The sequence below is a fragment of the Campylobacter concisus genome (assembly GCF_002913225.1).
In the GTDB taxonomy this organism is placed as follows: Bacteria; Campylobacterota; Campylobacteria; order Campylobacterales; family Campylobacteraceae; genus Campylobacter_A; species Campylobacter_A concisus_J.
Genome location: NZ_PPAW01000015.1, coordinates 40,797 through 56,900, shown reverse-complemented (window position 1 = coordinate 56,900; position 16,104 = coordinate 40,797). Strand labels below are relative to the sequence as shown.

The 16,104-nt window shown below is 39.6% G+C and carries 20 protein-coding genes; 7 read left to right on the top strand and 13 right to left on the bottom strand.

Going from position 1 to position 16,104, the window contains the following annotated elements; all coding sequences use genetic code 11:
• Nucleotides 1-198: 198 nt before the first annotated feature.
• The 3 genes from tilS to panC are packed head-to-tail and all read right to left on the bottom strand — an operon-like array spanning nt 199 to nt 3,322.
• Nucleotides 199-1,191: a tRNA lysidine(34) synthetase TilS gene (gene tilS / locus CYP26_RS02730; protein WP_103630277.1), complete on the bottom strand. Its 993-nt coding sequence runs from the start codon at nt 1,189-1,191 to the stop codon at nt 199-201.
• On the bottom strand, nt 1,188-2,498 hold the full coding sequence (gene rimO / locus CYP26_RS02725) for a 30S ribosomal protein S12 methylthiotransferase RimO (protein ID WP_103630276.1): 1,311 nt from the start codon (nt 2,496-2,498) through the stop codon (nt 1,188-1,190). Before rimO ends, tilS begins: the two co-directional genes overlap by 4 nt.
• 2 nt (nt 2,499-2,500) lie before the next feature.
• Nucleotides 2,501-3,322, bottom strand: coding sequence for a pantoate--beta-alanine ligase (gene panC, locus CYP26_RS02720; protein ID WP_103630275.1), 822 nt, complete (start codon nt 3,320-3,322; stop codon nt 2,501-2,503).
• Nucleotides 3,323-3,441: 119 nt separating this feature from the next.
• Between panC and prfB the strand changes: the two genes are divergently transcribed.
• On the top strand, nt 3,442-4,542 hold the full coding sequence (gene prfB, locus CYP26_RS02715) for a peptide chain release factor 2 (RefSeq protein WP_103630274.1): 1,101 nt from the start codon (nt 3,442-3,444) through the stop codon (nt 4,540-4,542).
• Nucleotides 4,543-4,563: 21 nt separating this feature from the next.
• Here the strand turns inward: prfB and CYP26_RS02710 are convergent, their stop codons facing one another.
• Nucleotides 4,564-5,115, bottom strand: a complete 552-nt coding sequence (locus CYP26_RS02710) for a tetratricopeptide repeat protein (RefSeq protein ID WP_103630273.1) — start codon at nt 5,113-5,115, stop codon at nt 4,564-4,566.
• Nucleotides 5,116-5,193: 78 nt separating this feature from the next.
• On the opposite strand from CYP26_RS02710, the gene CYP26_RS02700 reads away from it, so the two are divergent.
• From CYP26_RS02700 to CYP26_RS02685, 4 genes are read left to right on the top strand one after another with little or no spacing between them, the layout of a single operon-like run.
• Complete coding sequence (locus CYP26_RS02700) at nt 5,194-5,511, top strand: type II secretion system protein (protein ID WP_103630272.1); 318 nt, start codon at nt 5,194-5,196, stop codon at nt 5,509-5,511.
• A complete protein-coding gene (locus tag CYP26_RS02695) occupies nt 5,508-6,848 on the top strand; it encodes a dihydrolipoyl dehydrogenase family protein (RefSeq protein WP_103630271.1) in 1,341 nt (446 codons plus the stop codon). Before CYP26_RS02700 ends, CYP26_RS02695 begins: the two co-directional genes overlap by 4 nt.
• A 10-nt stretch (nt 6,849-6,858) precedes the next feature.
• Nucleotides 6,859-7,518, top strand: a complete 660-nt coding sequence (locus CYP26_RS02690) for a tetratricopeptide repeat protein (protein ID WP_103630270.1) — start codon at nt 6,859-6,861, stop codon at nt 7,516-7,518.
• Between the two features lie 12 nt (nt 7,519-7,530).
• Complete coding sequence (locus CYP26_RS02685; protein ID WP_103630269.1) at nt 7,531-8,154, top strand: tetratricopeptide repeat protein; 624 nt, start codon at nt 7,531-7,533, stop codon at nt 8,152-8,154.
• A gap of 43 nt (nt 8,155-8,197) precedes the next feature.
• Here the strand turns inward: CYP26_RS02685 and CYP26_RS02680 are convergent, their stop codons facing one another.
• From CYP26_RS02680 to CYP26_RS02645, 8 genes are all read right to left on the bottom strand, one after another.
• Nucleotides 8,198-8,512: a winged helix-turn-helix domain-containing protein gene (locus CYP26_RS02680; protein ID WP_103630268.1), complete on the bottom strand. Its 315-nt coding sequence runs from the start codon at nt 8,510-8,512 to the stop codon at nt 8,198-8,200.
• Between the two features lie 285 nt (nt 8,513-8,797).
• Nucleotides 8,798-9,334, bottom strand: coding sequence for a hypothetical protein (locus tag CYP26_RS02675; protein WP_103630267.1), 537 nt, complete (start codon nt 9,332-9,334; stop codon nt 8,798-8,800).
• On the bottom strand, nt 9,327-9,848 hold the full coding sequence (locus CYP26_RS02670) for a membrane protein (protein WP_002941847.1): 522 nt from the start codon (nt 9,846-9,848) through the stop codon (nt 9,327-9,329). The genes CYP26_RS02675 and CYP26_RS02670 overlap by 8 nt, the downstream gene beginning before the upstream one ends.
• Nucleotides 9,845-10,849 carry a hypothetical protein gene (locus CYP26_RS02665; RefSeq protein WP_021089561.1) on the bottom strand — a complete coding sequence of 335 codons (1,005 nt, stop codon included), beginning with the start codon at nt 10,847-10,849 and terminating at the stop codon, nt 9,845-9,847. Before CYP26_RS02665 ends, CYP26_RS02670 begins: the two co-directional genes overlap by 4 nt.
• Nucleotides 10,850-10,909: 60 nt before the next feature.
• Nucleotides 10,910-11,356 (bottom strand): hypothetical protein, encoded by a 447-nt coding sequence (locus CYP26_RS02660; protein ID WP_103630266.1) that lies wholly within the window; start codon nt 11,354-11,356, stop codon nt 10,910-10,912.
• A complete protein-coding gene (locus tag CYP26_RS02655) occupies nt 11,346-12,125 on the bottom strand; it encodes a lysophospholipid acyltransferase family protein (protein ID WP_103630265.1) in 780 nt (259 codons plus the stop codon). The genes CYP26_RS02660 and CYP26_RS02655 overlap by 11 nt, the downstream gene beginning before the upstream one ends.
• A complete protein-coding gene (miaB, locus tag CYP26_RS02650; RefSeq protein ID WP_103630264.1) occupies nt 12,106-13,407 on the bottom strand; it encodes a tRNA (N6-isopentenyl adenosine(37)-C2)-methylthiotransferase MiaB in 1,302 nt (433 codons plus the stop codon). Before miaB ends, CYP26_RS02655 begins: the two co-directional genes overlap by 20 nt.
• On the bottom strand, nt 13,407-13,649 hold the full coding sequence (locus CYP26_RS02645) for an HP0268 family nuclease (protein WP_002941786.1): 243 nt from the start codon (nt 13,647-13,649) through the stop codon (nt 13,407-13,409). The genes miaB and CYP26_RS02645 overlap by 1 nt, the downstream gene beginning before the upstream one ends.
• A gap of 172 nt (nt 13,650-13,821) precedes the next feature.
• Between CYP26_RS02645 and nusA the strand changes: the two genes are divergently transcribed.
• Nucleotides 13,822-14,925 carry a transcription termination factor NusA gene (nusA, locus tag CYP26_RS02640; RefSeq protein WP_103611714.1) on the top strand — a complete coding sequence of 368 codons (1,104 nt, stop codon included), beginning with the start codon at nt 13,822-13,824 and terminating at the stop codon, nt 14,923-14,925.
• A complete protein-coding gene (locus CYP26_RS02635; RefSeq protein ID WP_103630263.1) occupies nt 14,925-15,404 on the top strand; it encodes a GNAT family N-acetyltransferase in 480 nt (159 codons plus the stop codon). Before nusA ends, CYP26_RS02635 begins: the two co-directional genes overlap by 1 nt.
• A gap of 48 nt (nt 15,405-15,452) precedes the next feature.
• Here CYP26_RS02635 and CYP26_RS02630 read toward each other — a convergent pair whose 3' ends face one another.
• Nucleotides 15,453-16,055, bottom strand: coding sequence for an outer membrane beta-barrel protein (locus tag CYP26_RS02630; RefSeq protein ID WP_103630262.1), 603 nt, complete (start codon nt 16,053-16,055; stop codon nt 15,453-15,455).
• Between the last annotated feature and the right edge of the window lie 49 nt (nt 16,056-16,104).

Genomic DNA, 16,104 nt, shown 5'->3' with positions numbered 1-16,104 from the left:
TTCACGGTTTTTACTCTAATTATTAATGTTTGTGTTGATAGTTGGAGCAAAGTTTAGTTTTAAATTTGACCTTTGTAGATCAAATTTGCAGATAGAAATTTTAAATTTTTGCAAACTTGTTAAGATTGTTGTAGAAAATTTGGTGATAAAAAGTTTTAAATTAACATTTAGTGGATCAAATTTATAGCCTAAAACGCTTTATTTGCTAAAAAATTTAGAAAGATTTTCTATTTGAGCGTCACTTTTAAAAAGATAACCCCTATTTATCGCTGGGATTTTGAAAATTCTAGCTCTTTCTTTGAACTCTTTTGACATTACGGCTTTGCAAAATGGTGTAACCAAAAGGCTTGAGACAGCGTAGCCAACGGCGATCTTGCCGCTTAGCACCACGCTTGTTTGTCTTGCTAAATTTGCGCTTAGCTCATCTTTTTGAGCCTTGCTTAAAAGCACATTTAGCTCTTTTGCCGCCATATCAACGCCCCGAACGACGTTACTATCATTTTTTATAATGAAAATTTCATCATCTATCTTTGTAATATTTGGCAGTAAATTTTGCCTATCAGCTTCCAAAAACTCAAAACTTTTTTTTACGCCGCTAAAATATTCGTCCAAAAACGGATCGCTAAAATTTAGTCTCACAAAGCTTCTTTTAAGCTTGCCATCTAAATTTGTCTCATCGACAAAATAGCGCAAACCTTGCTCATCAAGGTAGTTTTGAAGCTCTTTTTTGCGTAAATTTAAAAGCGGTCTAACCAGCCAAAAGTGTTCTCTTCTCTCAAGCTCGCTCATGCCAAAGAGCTCTTTTAGCCCAGCGCCCTTGCCAAGCTGCATCAAAAACCACTCAAATTTATCATCAAATTGATGCGCTAAGATTAAATTTTCATAGCCATATTTTTGGCAAATTTCACCAAAAAACTCATACCTCGCTTCACGCGCATTTTTTTCAAAATTTGACCCAGCTAAATTTACACTTTTTACGTAGATCTTTTTGCTAAATTTGCTGGCAAGCTCTTTGGCGCTTTCAACTTCAAATTTGCTCTCCTTTCTAACGTTGTGATCGACTATGGCTAGATCAAATTTGATCCTAGCTTCTTCTAAAATGTAAAAAAGTGCAGTGCTATCGACGCCGTGCGAGAAGGCAAGCAGGTTTGCGCCTGAGCTTAGCCTGCCAAGCACATTTTGGCTTATCATTTTGCTTTTTTAATGATGGTGGCGACTAGTTTTTGATCAACCACGCCAGTGACCTCGCAAAGATAAAGAGAGCCGATCTCAAGCTCTTTTACGTCGCTTTCATTGATCAAAATTTCGCCGTCTATATCTTTGTCCCAGATATCTTTTTTGGCTGCGTAAAACATCTCGCCCTCGCTGCTAATGCCCTCAAGCGATGCATAAATTTGCTTGCCAAGCTCTTTTTGTAAGCTCTCATTTATCGCTTTTTTGGTGATCTTTTCTATCTTGCTTAGCCTTTTTGAGATGATTTTTGCTGGGATTTGCTCCATTTCAAAAGAGGCTGTGTCCTCTTCTTTTGAGTAGGCAAAGGCTGAAATTCTATCAAATTTAAACTCTTCTAAAAACTCGCAAAGCTCCTCAAAATCCTCCTCGCTCTCGCCCGGGTGTCCCACGATGACGCCAGTTCGCAAGAATGAATTTTTGGCATTTCTCATCAAATTTAAAAGCTCTTTTATCTTTTTAGTGCCACTTCCACGCTTCATTATCTTTAGCATATTTTCGCTGATATGCTGGATCGGCATGTCAAAGTAGTTGTGAAATACTGGCGAGGCGATGATACGTTCAATAAGCTCCTTGCTGGTCGTGCTTGGGTAGAGATAAAGTATCCTAGCACTTCTTACGCCTTTTATCTTTTCTATCTCGTCTATTAAATTTATTAGCCCGTCGCTAATGCCCTGATCGCGCATATACGAGCTTGAGTCTTGGGATAAAAAGCTAAAGTCGTAGTAGCCTTTTTTGACTAGATTTTTGACCTCATTTACGATGTTTTCAAGCGAGCGCGATTTTAGCTTGCCCTTAAATGTTGGTATCGCACAAAAGCTGCATTTTTGGTTACAGCCCTCTGAAATTTTGATGTAGGCGTGGTAGTTTGAGCCAGTTATCACACGCTCTTCGTTTGCTTGCAGATAAGTTTGCGGGCTAAATAAATTTTGCTTTTTTAAGATGATCTCGTCGATCTTGTCATAATCCGCCACGCCGGTAAAGAGATCGACTTCAGGCAGTTCTTTGATTAGCTCATCTTTGTAGCGCTGCATAAGACAGCCAGTCACTACCAGCAAAGAGCCATTTTTGCGGGCTTCGTGCATCTCAAGTATGGTTTGGATGCTCTCTTCTTTGGCGGATTTGATAAAGCCGCAGGTATTTACTATGATGACGTCAGCGTCGCTGATATCGTCTGTGATATCGTAGTTTTGCAAGCGTCCTAGCATGATCTCAGAATCAACTAAATTTTTATTACAACCAAGCGAGATTAGATGAAGTTTTGGCATTTTTAGATCCAGATGTTGTCTATTAGCCTAGTTTTGCCAACATAGGCGGCTACTAAGATGATGGTGTTGCCTTTTTCTACCTTTGAAATTTCATTTAAATTTCTATCCGTAACCGCGACGTAATCAACTTTTAGTGGCTCTAATACCTCAAGCATATTTGCCTTGATCTCGCTTGCCTCTTCTTCGCCGTTTTGGATCAAATTTAGCGCTTTATTTAGCGATCTTGAAAGCCTTAGTGCGTTGCACTTATCTTCATCGCAGATATAGACGTTTCTGCTTGAAAGCGCAAGGCCGTCAGGCTCTCTAACGATATCGCAAGCTACTAGCTCGATGTTTAAGAAAAATGTCTTTATCATATTTTGCACGATGATTAGTTGTTGCGTGTCTTTTTTGCCCATATAGACGCTATTTGCACGAGTTAGGCGAAATAGTTTGTTTAGCACTCTTAAGACGCCGTCAAAGTGTCCTGGTCTAGTTTTGCCCTCTAAAATGGCTGAAAATTTCTTTGGAGCGACGATGAGAGGCTCATCTTCAAAGTAAAGCTCTTTTTCGTCTGGTATAAAGATAGCGCTAACGCCGTTTTGCTCGCAAATTTGGATGTCGCTTTGCTCTTTTCTTGGGTATTTTTCTAGGTCTTCACCTGGTAAAAATTGAGTTGGATTAACAAACGTTGAGACGATGCTTATCTCATTTTCGCTGACACATTTTTTGATAAGGCTAACGTGTCCGTTGTGAAGTGCGCCCATTGTCGGGACAAAACCGATCTTGCCGCTTGCGTTTGAGACAAATTCCTCAAGCTCTTTTATAGTTCTTATGATTTGCATATTGACTCTTTTTATCTAAATTTTAACTTGGCATTGTAACAAAAAAGGATTAAAAGGGCGTAAATTTAAAAATGTAAGCAACTTTTGGCTAAAATCGGCAAAAATTTATGGAGAAAAACTTGGATAGTTACGAATACAACGAGCTTTTAAAGAAGCTACAAACAAAAGTTGAAAACATAGGCTCTATCGTAAAGCCTGATGAGATAAAGGCTAGGCTAAAAGAGATCGAGGCCATAGAGCAAGACCCTAGCTTTTGGCAAGATATCGCAAGAGCTGGAGCACTAAATAAAGAAAAGACAAAAATTTCAAACATGCTTGCTAAATTTAGCGATGCTCACCAAGCAGTTAGTGACGCAAAGGAGCTCTTTGAGCTAGCAAATTCTGAAAATGATGAGGAGACTATAAATTCTTTATTTGAAGATGCTAAAAATTTAGATGAAAAGATAGTAAATTTAGAAATTTCTATGCTTTTAAGTGGCGAGGATGATGGCAAAAACGCGATCGTATCGATCCACCCTGGAGCTGGCGGCACTGAGAGCAACGACTGGGCGAGTATGCTTTATAGGATGTATCTTAGATTTTGCGAGCGTGAGGGCTTTAAGGTCGAGACTCTGGACTTTCAAGAGGGCGAAGAGGCTGGGTTAAAGGACGTGAGTTTTATCGTAAAGGGTGAAAACGCTTATGGATATTTCAAAGCAGAAAATGGCATCCACAGGCTTGTTCGCACAAGCCCATTTGATAGTGCAGGACGCCGCCACACAAGCTTTTCTAGTGTCATGGTAAGCCCTGAGATAGATGACGATATAGAGATCGAGATCGAAGAAAAAGATCTAAAGATAGACACCTATAGAGCCAGTGGCGCAGGCGGTCAGCACGTAAATAAGACTGAATCAGCCATCCGTATCACGCACATACCAACTGGCATCGTTGTGCAGTGTCAAAATGACCGCAGTCAGCACAAAAACAGAGCTACAGCGATGAAGATGCTAAAGTCGCGCCTTTACGAGCTTGAGCTGATGAAACAGCAAGAAGCGAGCAACAGCGTCGAAAAGAGCGAGATCGGCTGGGGACATCAGATAAGATCATACGTGCTTTTCCCATACCAGCAGGTAAAAGACAACCGCAGCGGCGAGGCATACTCGCAAACTGACGCGATACTTGATGGTGATATCAAAAAGATGATCGAGGGCGTCTTGATCGCTCAAAAGGCTGAGGCGTAGTAAATTTAAAAGAGATGAGAGCTAAAATTTCATCTCTTTTAGCTTCATACATGCCTCTTCTTTGCCATGGTAGCAAGCCTCGTCAAGATAAATTCTCGCTTTTTTATAGTCGTTTTTACCTAGATATATAAGCCCTAGATCGTAGCTAGCTTCACTTGAGCCAAGGCTTGTGGCTTTTTCGTAAAAATATATCGCTTTTTCTAAATTTTTATTGACCCCAAGGCCGTATTCGTAGATGTATCCAGCGCTTCTTAGCCCGTCTATATTACCGTATCTGCCAGCTGTCTCAAACCAAAAAAGTGCTCTTAAGATATCTTTGCTAAAGCCTTTGCCGTCACGAAAACAAACGCCAGTTTGCTGCATGGCTAGGACATTGCCATCTTTTGCGTAGTCGTAAAATCTCTTGCAAGCCTTTGGGTAGTTGCCCTCGTTATATAAGTAGATGGCATCTGCTATCTGCTCTACTTCAGGATCAAGTGGTGGCTCACTAAGACCTAAATTTTGCGACAATTGCTGCGCCGAACAGCCCCAAAATAGCAAAATGCTAAATAGAAAAATGATAAATTTTTTCATATTTGTCCTTGAAAATTTAGGCGATTTTATCGAATTTTATCTTATAATGATCGCAAATTTTAAGCAAAAAGGAACGATATGGATCATAACGCACTTTTGACACAGCTTGGCTACAACGTAGATGAAACGACCACTGGGCATATGCGTAGAATTTTAAATAACACTGACGGCCTTTTGCCAAAGAGTGTGATCGAGCTAAACGATCATCTAAAACCACATCTTTGCTTTGTAGCGATGAGCGGGAGTGAGGATAGGTTAAAGATAAAAAACGTTGTGACCATCAAAGAGATAAAAGAGCGTGTTGATGAGATCATCAAAAGCTGGGCAAATAAATACAAAATGGATATCAAAAAGATAAACGAAACTACATACTACATAATAGGAAAAATTAAATGAAATATGACATTGTTATCATTGGATTTGGTAAGGCTGGCAAGACGCTAGCTGTAAAGGCTGCTGCGCTTGGCAAAAAGGTCGCGCTAATCGAGAGATCGCCAAAGATGTATGGAGGCACTTGCATAAACGTGGGCTGCATACCGACAAAGCGTCTAATCACAGCTGCAAAAGAGGCGATATATGCAGACAATAGCGTTGAAAACGAGTATTACACGCTTAGCATCGAAAACAAAAATAAGCTAATCTCGGCTTTAAATTCTAAAAACTACGCGATGCTAAATGATAAAGAAAATATAGATGTGATCGATGGTGTCGGCTCGCTTAAAGATAAAAATAGCGTCCTAGTTACAACCTCAAGCGGCGAGCAAAAAGTCGTTGAAGGCGAGTTCATCATCATAAACACTGGCTCAAAAGAGGCGTATGCGCCATTTGAGATAACAAACTCAAACGTTTTTTCAAGCAAAACTTTGCTCGATCTAAAAACTATGCCAAAGCATCTTGTCATCGTTGGTAGCGGATTTATCGGCATCGAGTTTGCGTCGATGTTTGCAAATTTTGGCTCAAAAGTGACCATCGTTGGACGCTCACCACTGCTAAAAAACGAAGATGAAGACATAGCTAAGAGCGTAAAAGATGCGCTAAACGTGCAAGGCATCGAAATTTTGGAGGGCTGCGAGATAGATAGCTTAAAAGACAATGCGCTAAATTTCAAACAAGATAATGAAGATAGGCTCATCAAAGCTGATGCGTTCTTAGTAGCGCTTGGCAGAGTGGCAAATTTAGATGATCTAAATTTAAAAGGAGCTGGTATCGAGCTAAATGAAAAAGGCTTTATAAAGACAAATGAGCGCCTTCAAACAAATGTGTCAAACATCTACGCAGTGGGTGATGTGCGCGGCGGAGAGCTTTTTACTTATACGAGCTTGGATGATTTTAGGATAGTTTTCTCGCAAATTTTTGGCGATAAAAAACGCACCACACAAAACAGAAGCATCCACGCAAACGTGCTATTTACCGACACTCCGCTAGCAAGAGTTGGCGTAAATGCAAAAGAAGCTAGCAAGCTTGGGCTAAATTTCAAGGAGCTAAAGCTTAGTATGGCAGCAGTGCCAGGAGCAAAGGTGCTAAATCACGATGTGGGCATGCTAAAAGCGATCGTTGAAGCAAGTAGCGGTGAGATTTTGGGGGCGAGCTTTCACTGCATCTATGCAAATGAGATCATAAACGAGATCGCGATCGCTATGAATTTAAAAGCAGGTGCAAATTTCTTTAAAAACCAAATTTTCACTCACCCAAGCATCAGCGAAGCCCTAAATGACTTGTTTGGACAATACTAAAAGGACAAAAATGAAAAAATATCTACTACTTTTAACTGCTCTATTTTTCACAGGCTGCTTAAATGTCATCGGCATCGGGGATACGCCAAAACAAGATGACTCATGGCAGCAGCCAAAGGACGAAAAGGTGGTGCAAAACAAAGAGCAAATTTCAAAAAATGCTATCGATCTTTTAACACCAAAGTGCGAGAGCGGCGATGCTGAAGCGTGCAATGATTTGGGCGTAAATTTTGAGCTTATGAAAGAGTATGACAACGCTTATGCAAACTACAAAAAGGCTTGTGATGCGAAAGTGCAGCTTGCTTGCTCAAACCTCGGCACGCTCTATGAAAACGGTCTTGGCGTAAAAAAAGATCCAAAAAAAGCGGTCGAAATTTACAAAGATAGCTGCAACAGTGGCGGTGTGCAAGCTTGCTATCATCTAGGCAATGTCTACCGCAAGGGCGAGATCGTAAAACAAGACTACTACCTAGCGATGGAGGCCTACACAAACGCTTGCAACGCTGGAGATCTCCCAAGCTGCGCAAATATCGGTGCGATGTATGAGCTAGGCCTTGGTATGAACAAGGATGAAAAGAGAGCTTATGGAATTTACAAAGTCGCTTGCTTTCGCGGTCTAAACAAGGCGTGCCCACAGATGAAAAGACTAGGCGCAAAGCTTGGCATGTAAGCAGGAAAATAAGTGAAAAAAGTTTTAAATTTCGGGCTTATCGTAGCTACTAGCTTTATGCTAAGTGGCTGCTGGTCGTGGCAAAAGATGGTGAGCTTTGGCTTTTGGCAAAGTGATGAGGAGGCTAGGGCGGAGCGTCTTGAGCTTGAAAAAGAGAAGATGGTGCAAAACTGCGAGAGCGGAAATAGCATCGACTGCAACAATCTAGCTGTAAATTTTAGCAATGAAAAGGACTTCGTAAAGGCAAAAGGCTACTATGAAAAGGCTTGCAACGCTGGGCTTGCGACTGCTTGCTCAAATTTGGGTCAAATTTACGAGCAAGGGCTGGTTGATGAACAAAAAGATATCGAAAAAGCTCTAAAGCTTTATAAACTAGCTTGCGATAGTGGCGACGGCGTTGGCTGCTACAACGAGGCCATGGGGCTAAAATCCTACATCGAAAGCGAAAATTTAAAAACTCATAAGATAGATAGAACTAAGGCTGAGGCTAGAGTTTTAAAGCTTTTGGCAAAGAGCTGCGAGCTTGAGTATGCGCAGTCGTGCTTCTTACTTGCAAAGCTAAGCGGCGATGAATCAAAGGCAAATGTACTTTACAAAAGAGCCTGCCAACTTGGCAAATGCGTGGATAAAAGGTAAGAATTTGTGTAGCTTAAATTTATAAAGCTACACAAAGTTAAATTTAGTTTGCTCCGCTAAGTTTATATCCTGCACCTGAGATGTTTTTGATGAGGTCGGCGTCGGTTTTTGCCCTTATCTTATTGATAGTCATTCTAAGCGCTTCGTTACTCATCGACTTCTCGCTCCAGACGTAGTTTTCTATCACTTCATAATTTACAACTTTTTCTATATTACTCACAAGTAAAAAGAAGAGTTTTGCCTCATTTTTTGACATCTGCATCTCTTCGCCATTTTTAAAAAGCTGTTTGCTTGTCATATCGTATTCATAAATTTCTTTAAATTTGATCCTACTTTCAAAAACATCTTTTGTTGCCATTATGATCGTAGTTTGAAGCTCTCTTTAATGGTGGTTATATGTCTAAGTATATAGTGATATCAGCCTCACCTATCGAGTAAGAGTATGACATGGCTTGGTATGATATTTTGACTTAGAAGCTCTTTATATAGTTTTATAACCTTGCTTTGTGCGCTAGTATCTGCGTGTAAGAGCATGTTTGGTACCTTGCAACAGTGGTGGTGACTCTAGTTGGTTTTTATATCCATACCTTTGTTAAGGGCACAGCAATTTTAAATTTGATTCGGAGAAATTTATTAAACTTGGTTACTTCAGTCCAAAAACTTTTATGTTAAAAGTTGTGTGTATCTTGTCGTTTTCGCCCTTCATCACGATAGGAAATTCTGCTTTTATGATGCTATCGTAGCTGCTAAGTGCGTCTAAAAAGTCATAAAATTTCTGAGGAGTTTTAAGTGAGCTAGTGACGTTTAGGCGGTATCTAAAGAACTTCTCAGTTGCGTTATTTTCACCTTCTTCTATCTTGCTAAGGCTCACTTCGCTAAAAAATTGCGATGCGAAATTTATAAATTTATCCTTATCAAAAGCTGTATCATAAGCCAAGATGATAGCACCATCTTTTTGTCTTGTCGCCTCAAGTGCTTTAAATTTAGCTTCAAATTCGTTTTTTACCTTCGTATATGATGAGGTTTGCGAGTAGTTTTGCCTTGAGAGGCTTTTAAGCTCTTTTATATTTGGCACGATAAAGCCAAATATCATAATAAAACAAACTATGATAAAAGCAAATATAAAAAGTAAAAGCTTTACTGGGTCGATTTTTTCTAAGCTCGTATCTTTTTTACTCATTATATCCCTCAGAATTATCAATCTTATTTGTGCTTATAAAGCCGTACCAGCCGTTTTTGCTCTGATAAAAGCTAGTGTTTGACGTGGTGAAAATCGACCTTAGTGGCGAGGCTAAAAGCTGGTTAAAGACATCCTTTGTTGGCGTTATGCCGCGGATGATGAGTGAGTTTTTATCCATAAAGACCTCTTCAAGCGTGATGCTATCCGGCACAAGGTCAAAAAGGTTGTGCAAGCTTTGCTTTAGGATAGAATTTGACGTAAAGATATCGTTTGCAGAGTCTATTTGCACGGCAAGCTTGGCTGAAATTTCATCCGTGGTGACTATCTTTTGACTAAGCTCTTTTTGCTCATTTGCTAGAAATTCTATATTTTTTTTGGTTGAGTAGTTTTTATAAACGATAAAGAAATTTGCCACCAAAAGCACCACAAAGACAAAGCCTATGAGGCTTAGCCAAAGCTTGCTAAAGATAGAAAGAAGCGGTCTTGGTTCTGGAGTGATGAAGCTAAATTTCATAGTGTTATCTCTTCTTGCATGATCTCATTCATGATGTGATTTGTGTTGATCGGATAGCTTGATGTCTCCACAAATAGCTCAGACTGCAGGTATTGTAAAAAGGTCGCACTTGTCTTTGTGTTTTCAAAAACGATGATCTGCTCGATAAAATCGCCGCCATAGATTGGATTTTCATAAAATTCTTTCATAGCCTTTGCGATGTAGTCAAACATCTTCATATCGCGCCCAAAGATCGCTACTGATTTTTCGACGTTTGTCGAAGTTGGCATGTTTAGCTCGTAGTTTAGATCTTCAAATTCTTTTGGCTTATCGTCGCTTAAGAAATCATCCAAACTCTTGAAATCATCAAGCGCCGTTGCGCCATCTTCTTCTTTGACGATGAGATTGTCAATGTCTGTTATGTCCTCTTCTTTTAGGCTTTCTATCTCTTCGTTACCCTCTTCAGCGTCACTCATATTTAAAAACGTAGAGAGCTTCATCTGCTTGTCTTTAAATATCGCAAGTGCAAAAGAGTGCGAGTGGATGTAGAGATATAGCGTAGTTTTTGGCGAAATTCCACGCTTTAAAAGCTCGTGAAAGAGCAGGGCGATAGGCGAATAGATAAGATCGACACTACCTTGCCCAAAGAGGTTTTTATATCTTCTTATAGCGTTTAAATTTGCATATATGCTCCAGCTATCTTGCATCACAAGGCTGGTTAAATTTTGTGTGTTGATGTTAAATTTTTTGTACTCGTCAAAGTTAGCAGTAGGCAGCGCACCTTGCGAGTCGTCGTTAAAAAAGAGCGAAACATAGACGCCAAAATATGTCTTTTCTTGCTCCTCTATGTATTTTAAAACTTTTTCATCGACACTATCGATGCTTATGTCTGTAAATTTAGCATTTATGGTTTTTATAAGCTTGCCATTTCTAAAGACCTGACCGTAAAAAACGCACTCATTACCCTCGATCACGGCGCTTAAGAAAAGGTTTGAAAAAAGCTTTTTGATGCTAAAAGACATAACTCTCCTAAATTTAGTGCATTATTTTTGGTATGTTAGCTAAAAAGGGATTAAATAAGTTTAAAACAGCTCGTTTTTTAGTTTTGCAAACGCCTCTTTCATCTTCAGAGCTTCGCTTTTTAGCTCATCATCAAGCAGTGCAGAATTCTTTAAGCTTTCAAAATCCTCTATCATCACATCACACATCATTTTGATGCGCTCATTATCAGCCTTGCTGACGCCATTTTGGCTCATTTTTTTGATGCGTTCAAGATACTCTTTGCCGTTTTTTATGTATGAGCTAAATTTCATAGCTGCCTTGCTTTGATTAAGCGTGGTGGCTGCCATCTTGTTGTAGGCGTCAAGATCAAGAGCTTTTTGGCTTAAATTTATAGCCTTTTCATACTCTTTGCTCTCGTAGTAAAATTTCGCTTCAAGAGCGAGCTTATAGGAGTTGTCGCTGTAAAAAAATAGCCCAAACAAGGATATTATAAAAATGGCAATAAAGATAGAAATTTTATTTTTCATAAATTTCGTCCAAAATTTCTCTTATCTCGTCGCTTATTTGCGGATTTTTATGCGCATATTTTTTCCACCAAATTTTTAAATTTGACCTAAAGTCCTCTTTATTTTGTAGCACGCTCTTGCCGCCGTCATTTTGTGAGGCCTGCCAAAGCTCATTTTGTATCCTTTCTTTTGCCTCTTTTTGCTCTAAATTTGCCACGCTAAAAGGGGCTGAGAGGCTAAAATTTATAGTTGAAAATGGCTTTGGAAGTATCATCTTATCCCAGCTTTTAAACTCCCAAAACGAGTTTGCTTCGAAATTTAGAGCATAAATTTCACAAGATGACTTTTGTGCGATCACTGCAGCTCCGTCTGCTACGCTATGTCTTGGTCCGCGTGGGCCATCTGGCGTGATGATGACGTCGTGACCTTGTTTTATCTCTCTTAGAGCCTCTATAAGCGCCCTTGCGCCACCTTTTGAGCTGCTGCCTCTAATGGTGCTAATGCCAAAAAATTTGATTATTTTGGTGATGAGCTCGCCATCTTTGTGGTCGCTTATTATTACCTTGCCTTGTTTTCTGTTTTGGCTGCTCCACCAGCGCCTGTAAGCAAAGCTCATAAAGCTAAGTCTGCCGTGCCAAAAGACGACGACGCAGCCATTTTGTGGTAAGAGATTTTGAGTGTAGCTCTTTTTGCAGGTTAGAAAAATGAGCCACATCAAAATGTAGATGAAAAAGACGCCCACGTTTAGGGCGACCTTTTCAAGGGTGTTTTTAAATTTGCAGCTCGCCATACAAAACCATTCGTTTTGGGTTTGTGATCTTTACCTTTTGCGTAGTGCCAAGAAGCTCTTCGCTGCCATCAACTTGAACCAAAAAGTTATTAAAACTTCGCCCAGCAACGCCGCCATTTGCCCTTAGCTCTTCAAAATATACATCAAAAATTTTATCTTTTTGCGCCGCCACGATATCGTCTAAAATTTCGCTGTGGCGATTTTGCAGGCGCGTTAGCCTTTCTGAAGCTGTTTTATCGTCTATTTGATTTGTAAAAGTAGCTGCTTTTGTAAGCGGACGAGGCGAATACTTAAAGCTAAAAATTTGCTCAAATCTAACTTGCTCAAGTACGTCCATCGTATCTTCAAATTCGCTCTCGCTTTCGCCTGGAAATGCGACGATGATATCAGTTGAGATGCTAACATCTGGGCACATCTTTCTAAGTCTTAGCGCGCGGTCTAAAAACCACTCTTTTGTGTATCCGCGCTTCATCTCGCGCAAAACTTTGGTGTTTCCGCTTTGAAGTGGCATGTGCATAGACTTGCAAATTTTTGGATTATTAGTGAAAATTTCAAGAAATTTATCATCCATGTGAAGTGGGTGCGGACTTGTAAATCTTATCCTTTCAACGCCCTCTATCTCGCTTATCTTTACTAAAAGATCGCTAAAATCGATATTTTCTTGCGCGCCTGAAAATCTTTTGCCGTAGTTATTGACATTTTGCCCTAGTAAAAATATCTCTTTTGCACCACTTTTTGCAGCCTTTTCTGCCTCTTTTAAGATGAGGCTTGAAGGGATGGAAATTTCATCGCCTCTGGTGTGTGGGACGATGCAGTAGGTGCATTTTTTATCGCATCCGATTGAGATATTGATGTGGCTTTTGTATGGTGAGCCTCTAAACTCGCCAAATGCGTATTCGCTCTCGTCGTGGTTGATGTCGGTTGAGATAAATTTAGGCGTATTTACCGCCTTTGTGATCTTGCTAACATTTCTTGCGCCAAGGACAAAATCAACATAAGGCGCGCGCTTGAAAATTTCACTACCCAAATGGCTTGCAGTGCAGCCGCAAACGCCTATCTTTGCACCTCTTTTTTTGGCTTTTTCAAAGGCTCCAACCTCGCTAAAGAGCTTATGCACTGGCTTTTCACGAACTGAGCAGGTATTTATAAGGATTAAATCAGCTTCTTCGATGTTTTGTGTTAAGGAGTAGTCTTCTTTTTGTGAGAGCTCGGCTATGATATGCTCGCTGTCACGAACATTCATAGCACAACCTAGAGTTTGGATAAAGAGCTTTTTACTCATTAAAGTATATGCACTTCATACATATAATCGCTATCATCAAGGCCGTATTTCACGGTTCTGTGATAAACACTTAGCCCTTTTTCTTCAAAGTGCTCGACTAAGGCGATTAGTTGTTTGTGTGTGTTTTCTTTATCAAAATAGAAAATTTTCTGACCCTCTTTTTCGACAGCTGCCTCTATCTTTTCTAGTGAAATTGTTTTTGGTTTTGCGTCTAATTCGGCTCTTGCAAGTTTTAGCTCCATTTTTAATCCTTTCAAAATCTTAAATTTTAATCGGTCAATATACCCAAATCATCATAAAAAAAGGATTAAATAAAAGTTAATAACAAGCTTAAAGTTATTAAAAGTATGGCTTATGTATAATTTCAAAACTTCACGAAAAATCCCCGAAATTTATCGTCACAATGGAGAAAAAATGGAAAGAATATCAGACATTATAGAGTCAATTGCAAATGAGAAAAATTTAGAGATAGAAGATGTAAAAGAGCGTGTCATAAGGGCTTTGATAAACACTGCTAAAAGGGTTTATGGCGAAAATTATGAATATGATGTGAGCATCGATGCAAATAAAAATTTAAAGCTTTATCAAAAAATTTCAATCGTAGCAAACGACGATGAGAGGCTTGCTGAAGACAATGAGCACTTTTTAAGCTTAAAAGAGGCTAAAAAGATAGATAATGGCGTAGAGATCGGAGATGAGCTCACTTACGAGCTAAGCCTTGATAACCTTGGCAGAACAGCCGCCCAAACGCTTCACAAGGAGCTTGAATATCACATCCAGCGCCTAGTCGAAGAGAAAATTTTACAAAAATATAATGAGATGAGCGGCCACATGGTCTTTGGCCCGGTTGTTAGGGTTGATAACGATGAAAACACCTTTATCGAGATAGATGAGCTTCGTGCCATCTTGCCACGTAAAAACCGCATAAAAGGCGAGAAATTTAAAGTAGGCGATGTGGTAAAAGCGGTCATTAGAAAAGTTTTTACAGATAAAAATTTAGGTATAAAGGTCGAACTTTCAAGGACTTCACCTAAATTTCTTGAGGCGCTGCTAACTTCAGAGGTGCCAGAGATAAAAGATGGTGGCATCATCATTCAAGGAAGTGCGAGGATCCCTGGCGAAAGAGCAAAAGTAGCACTCATCTCAACCACTCCAAACATCGATCCAGTCGGCGCAACGGTCGGCACAAAGGGCGTTAGGATAAATGCCGTAAGCAAAGAGCTTCACGGCGAGAGCATCGATGCGATCGAATACACCACCGAGCCAGCGATCTTGGTAGCTCGCGCTATGGCACCTGCGATCATCACATCTGTAAAGATCGAAGAAAACAAGGCGATCGTAACGCTTGCAAGCGAGCAAAAGAGTAAAGCTATCGGCAAAAATGGCATAAATATCCGCCTTGCAAGCATGCTAACTGGCTATGAGATCGAGCTAAACGAGCTTGGCTCAAAAACTAGCAGCAGCGGCGAAAATGGCGAAATGGTTAAGGATCTAAAAGCACTCTTTGGTGACAACTAATGAAATTTCAAATAAGAAAAGCGACTAAGGGCGATATAGACGTGATATGCGAGCTTGTAAGGGAGCTTGCGGCTTACGAAAAAATGAGCGATCAAGTCACTTTTACAAATGAAATTTTTGCGGACTCTATTTTTAATAAAAATCACGCAAAAGCCCTTGTCTGCGAGAGCGAGGGCAGGGTGATAGGATATGCTATCTATTTTTACACGTTTTCTACATTTTTAGGGCTTGGCGGGATCTATCTTGAGGACATCTACGTCAAAAAAGAGTTTAGAAATCAAGGCATCGGCAAGGCATTTTTTAAATTTCTAGCTCAAATTTGCAAGGATGAAAATTTAAAAAGGCTTGAGTGGTGCTGTCTAAACTGGAATGAACCAAGCATCAAATTTTATGAAAGCATGGGTGCTAAAAACCAATCTCTTGAGTGGAGAACCTACCGCTTAGACGGCGAAAATTTAGAAAAGCTGGTAAATTTATAGTTTCTAATAAAAGCTCAAATTTGCTTTGAAATTTGAGCTTGCGAATTATTAAAATTTATATGTATATCCCATATAAAGACCGAGGTTTGTCTCTTTAATATCGACTAAATTAAATTTATTGATCTTACCATAGTCGGTTCTATCAGCTTTTAAACCAAACTCAACCGCATTATTTTCATTGATAGAGTATTCTGCACCGACTTTTGTACCTAGTATCCAGCCAGTTGCGTTGCCTTTTTCAGAACCATCATGTGTGTCAAATACATCCAATTTAAGTTTTGAAAAACCAGTGTAGCCACCAAGAATTAGTTTAAGATCTTTTGCTACGCTCGGAGTATAGTCAGCTCCAACTATAAATTTATGTGTATTCCATTTTACTACTGTGCCATCTTCATCACCAAGTGACTTTTTAGCTTGAAAGTCATATATATAAGCACCATAAACTCTAGCTACATCAAAGTCATAACCAGCTTTTAGACCAAGACCTGGTTGCGCTTTTTTAATACTATCTTTTGATCCATCACCTCTTTTTACTTTTAATTTTGATCCAAAAGAGTAGTCTCCCTCAACTCCAACAAACGCTCCTTGCGCTAAAGCAGCGGCACTAGCTAGGCTTAAGCCTAAAGCAACTTTTAAAACTACATTTTTCATTTTTACTCCTTATTTAAAAAATGTTACGCGGCTATTTTAAATTTTCTTA

Excerpts from the sequence above, each read along its gene's own strand:
- tilS (WP_103630277.1), bottom strand. The coding sequence starts at position 1,191 with ATGATAAGCCAAAATGTGCTTGGCAGGCTAAGCTCAGGCGCAAACCTG.
- rimO (WP_103630276.1), bottom strand. The coding sequence starts at position 2,498 with ATGCCAAAACTTCATCTAATCTCGCTTGGTTGTAATAAAAATTTAGTT.
- panC (WP_103630275.1), bottom strand. The coding sequence starts at position 3,322 with ATGCAAATCATAAGAACTATAAAAGAGCTTGAGGAATTTGTCTCAAAC.
- CYP26_RS02710 (WP_103630273.1), bottom strand. The coding sequence starts at position 5,115 with ATGAAAAAATTTATCATTTTTCTATTTAGCATTTTGCTATTTTGGGGC.
- CYP26_RS02700 (WP_103630272.1), top strand. The coding sequence starts at position 5,194 with ATGGATCATAACGCACTTTTGACACAGCTTGGCTACAACGTAGATGAA.
- CYP26_RS02695 (WP_103630271.1), top strand. The coding sequence starts at position 5,508 with ATGAAATATGACATTGTTATCATTGGATTTGGTAAGGCTGGCAAGACG.
- CYP26_RS02690 (WP_103630270.1), top strand. The coding sequence starts at position 6,859 with ATGAAAAAATATCTACTACTTTTAACTGCTCTATTTTTCACAGGCTGC.
- CYP26_RS02680 (WP_103630268.1), bottom strand. The coding sequence starts at position 8,512 with ATGGCAACAAAAGATGTTTTTGAAAGTAGGATCAAATTTAAAGAAATT.
- CYP26_RS02675 (WP_103630267.1), bottom strand. The coding sequence starts at position 9,334 with ATGAGTAAAAAAGATACGAGCTTAGAAAAAATCGACCCAGTAAAGCTT.
- CYP26_RS02670 (WP_002941847.1), bottom strand. The coding sequence starts at position 9,848 with ATGAAATTTAGCTTCATCACTCCAGAACCAAGACCGCTTCTTTCTATC.
- CYP26_RS02665 (WP_021089561.1), bottom strand. The coding sequence starts at position 10,849 with ATGTCTTTTAGCATCAAAAAGCTTTTTTCAAACCTTTTCTTAAGCGCC.
- CYP26_RS02660 (WP_103630266.1), bottom strand. The coding sequence starts at position 11,356 with ATGAAAAATAAAATTTCTATCTTTATTGCCATTTTTATAATATCCTTG.
- CYP26_RS02655 (WP_103630265.1), bottom strand. The coding sequence starts at position 12,125 with ATGGCGAGCTGCAAATTTAAAAACACCCTTGAAAAGGTCGCCCTAAAC.
- miaB (WP_103630264.1), bottom strand. The coding sequence starts at position 13,407 with ATGAGTAAAAAGCTCTTTATCCAAACTCTAGGTTGTGCTATGAATGTT.
- CYP26_RS02645 (WP_002941786.1), bottom strand. The coding sequence starts at position 13,649 with ATGGAGCTAAAACTTGCAAGAGCCGAATTAGACGCAAAACCAAAAACA.
- nusA (WP_103611714.1), top strand. The coding sequence starts at position 13,822 with ATGGAAAGAATATCAGACATTATAGAGTCAATTGCAAATGAGAAAAAT.
- CYP26_RS02635 (WP_103630263.1), top strand. The coding sequence starts at position 14,925 with ATGAAATTTCAAATAAGAAAAGCGACTAAGGGCGATATAGACGTGATA.
- CYP26_RS02630 (WP_103630262.1), bottom strand. The coding sequence starts at position 16,055 with ATGAAAAATGTAGTTTTAAAAGTTGCTTTAGGCTTAAGCCTAGCTAGT.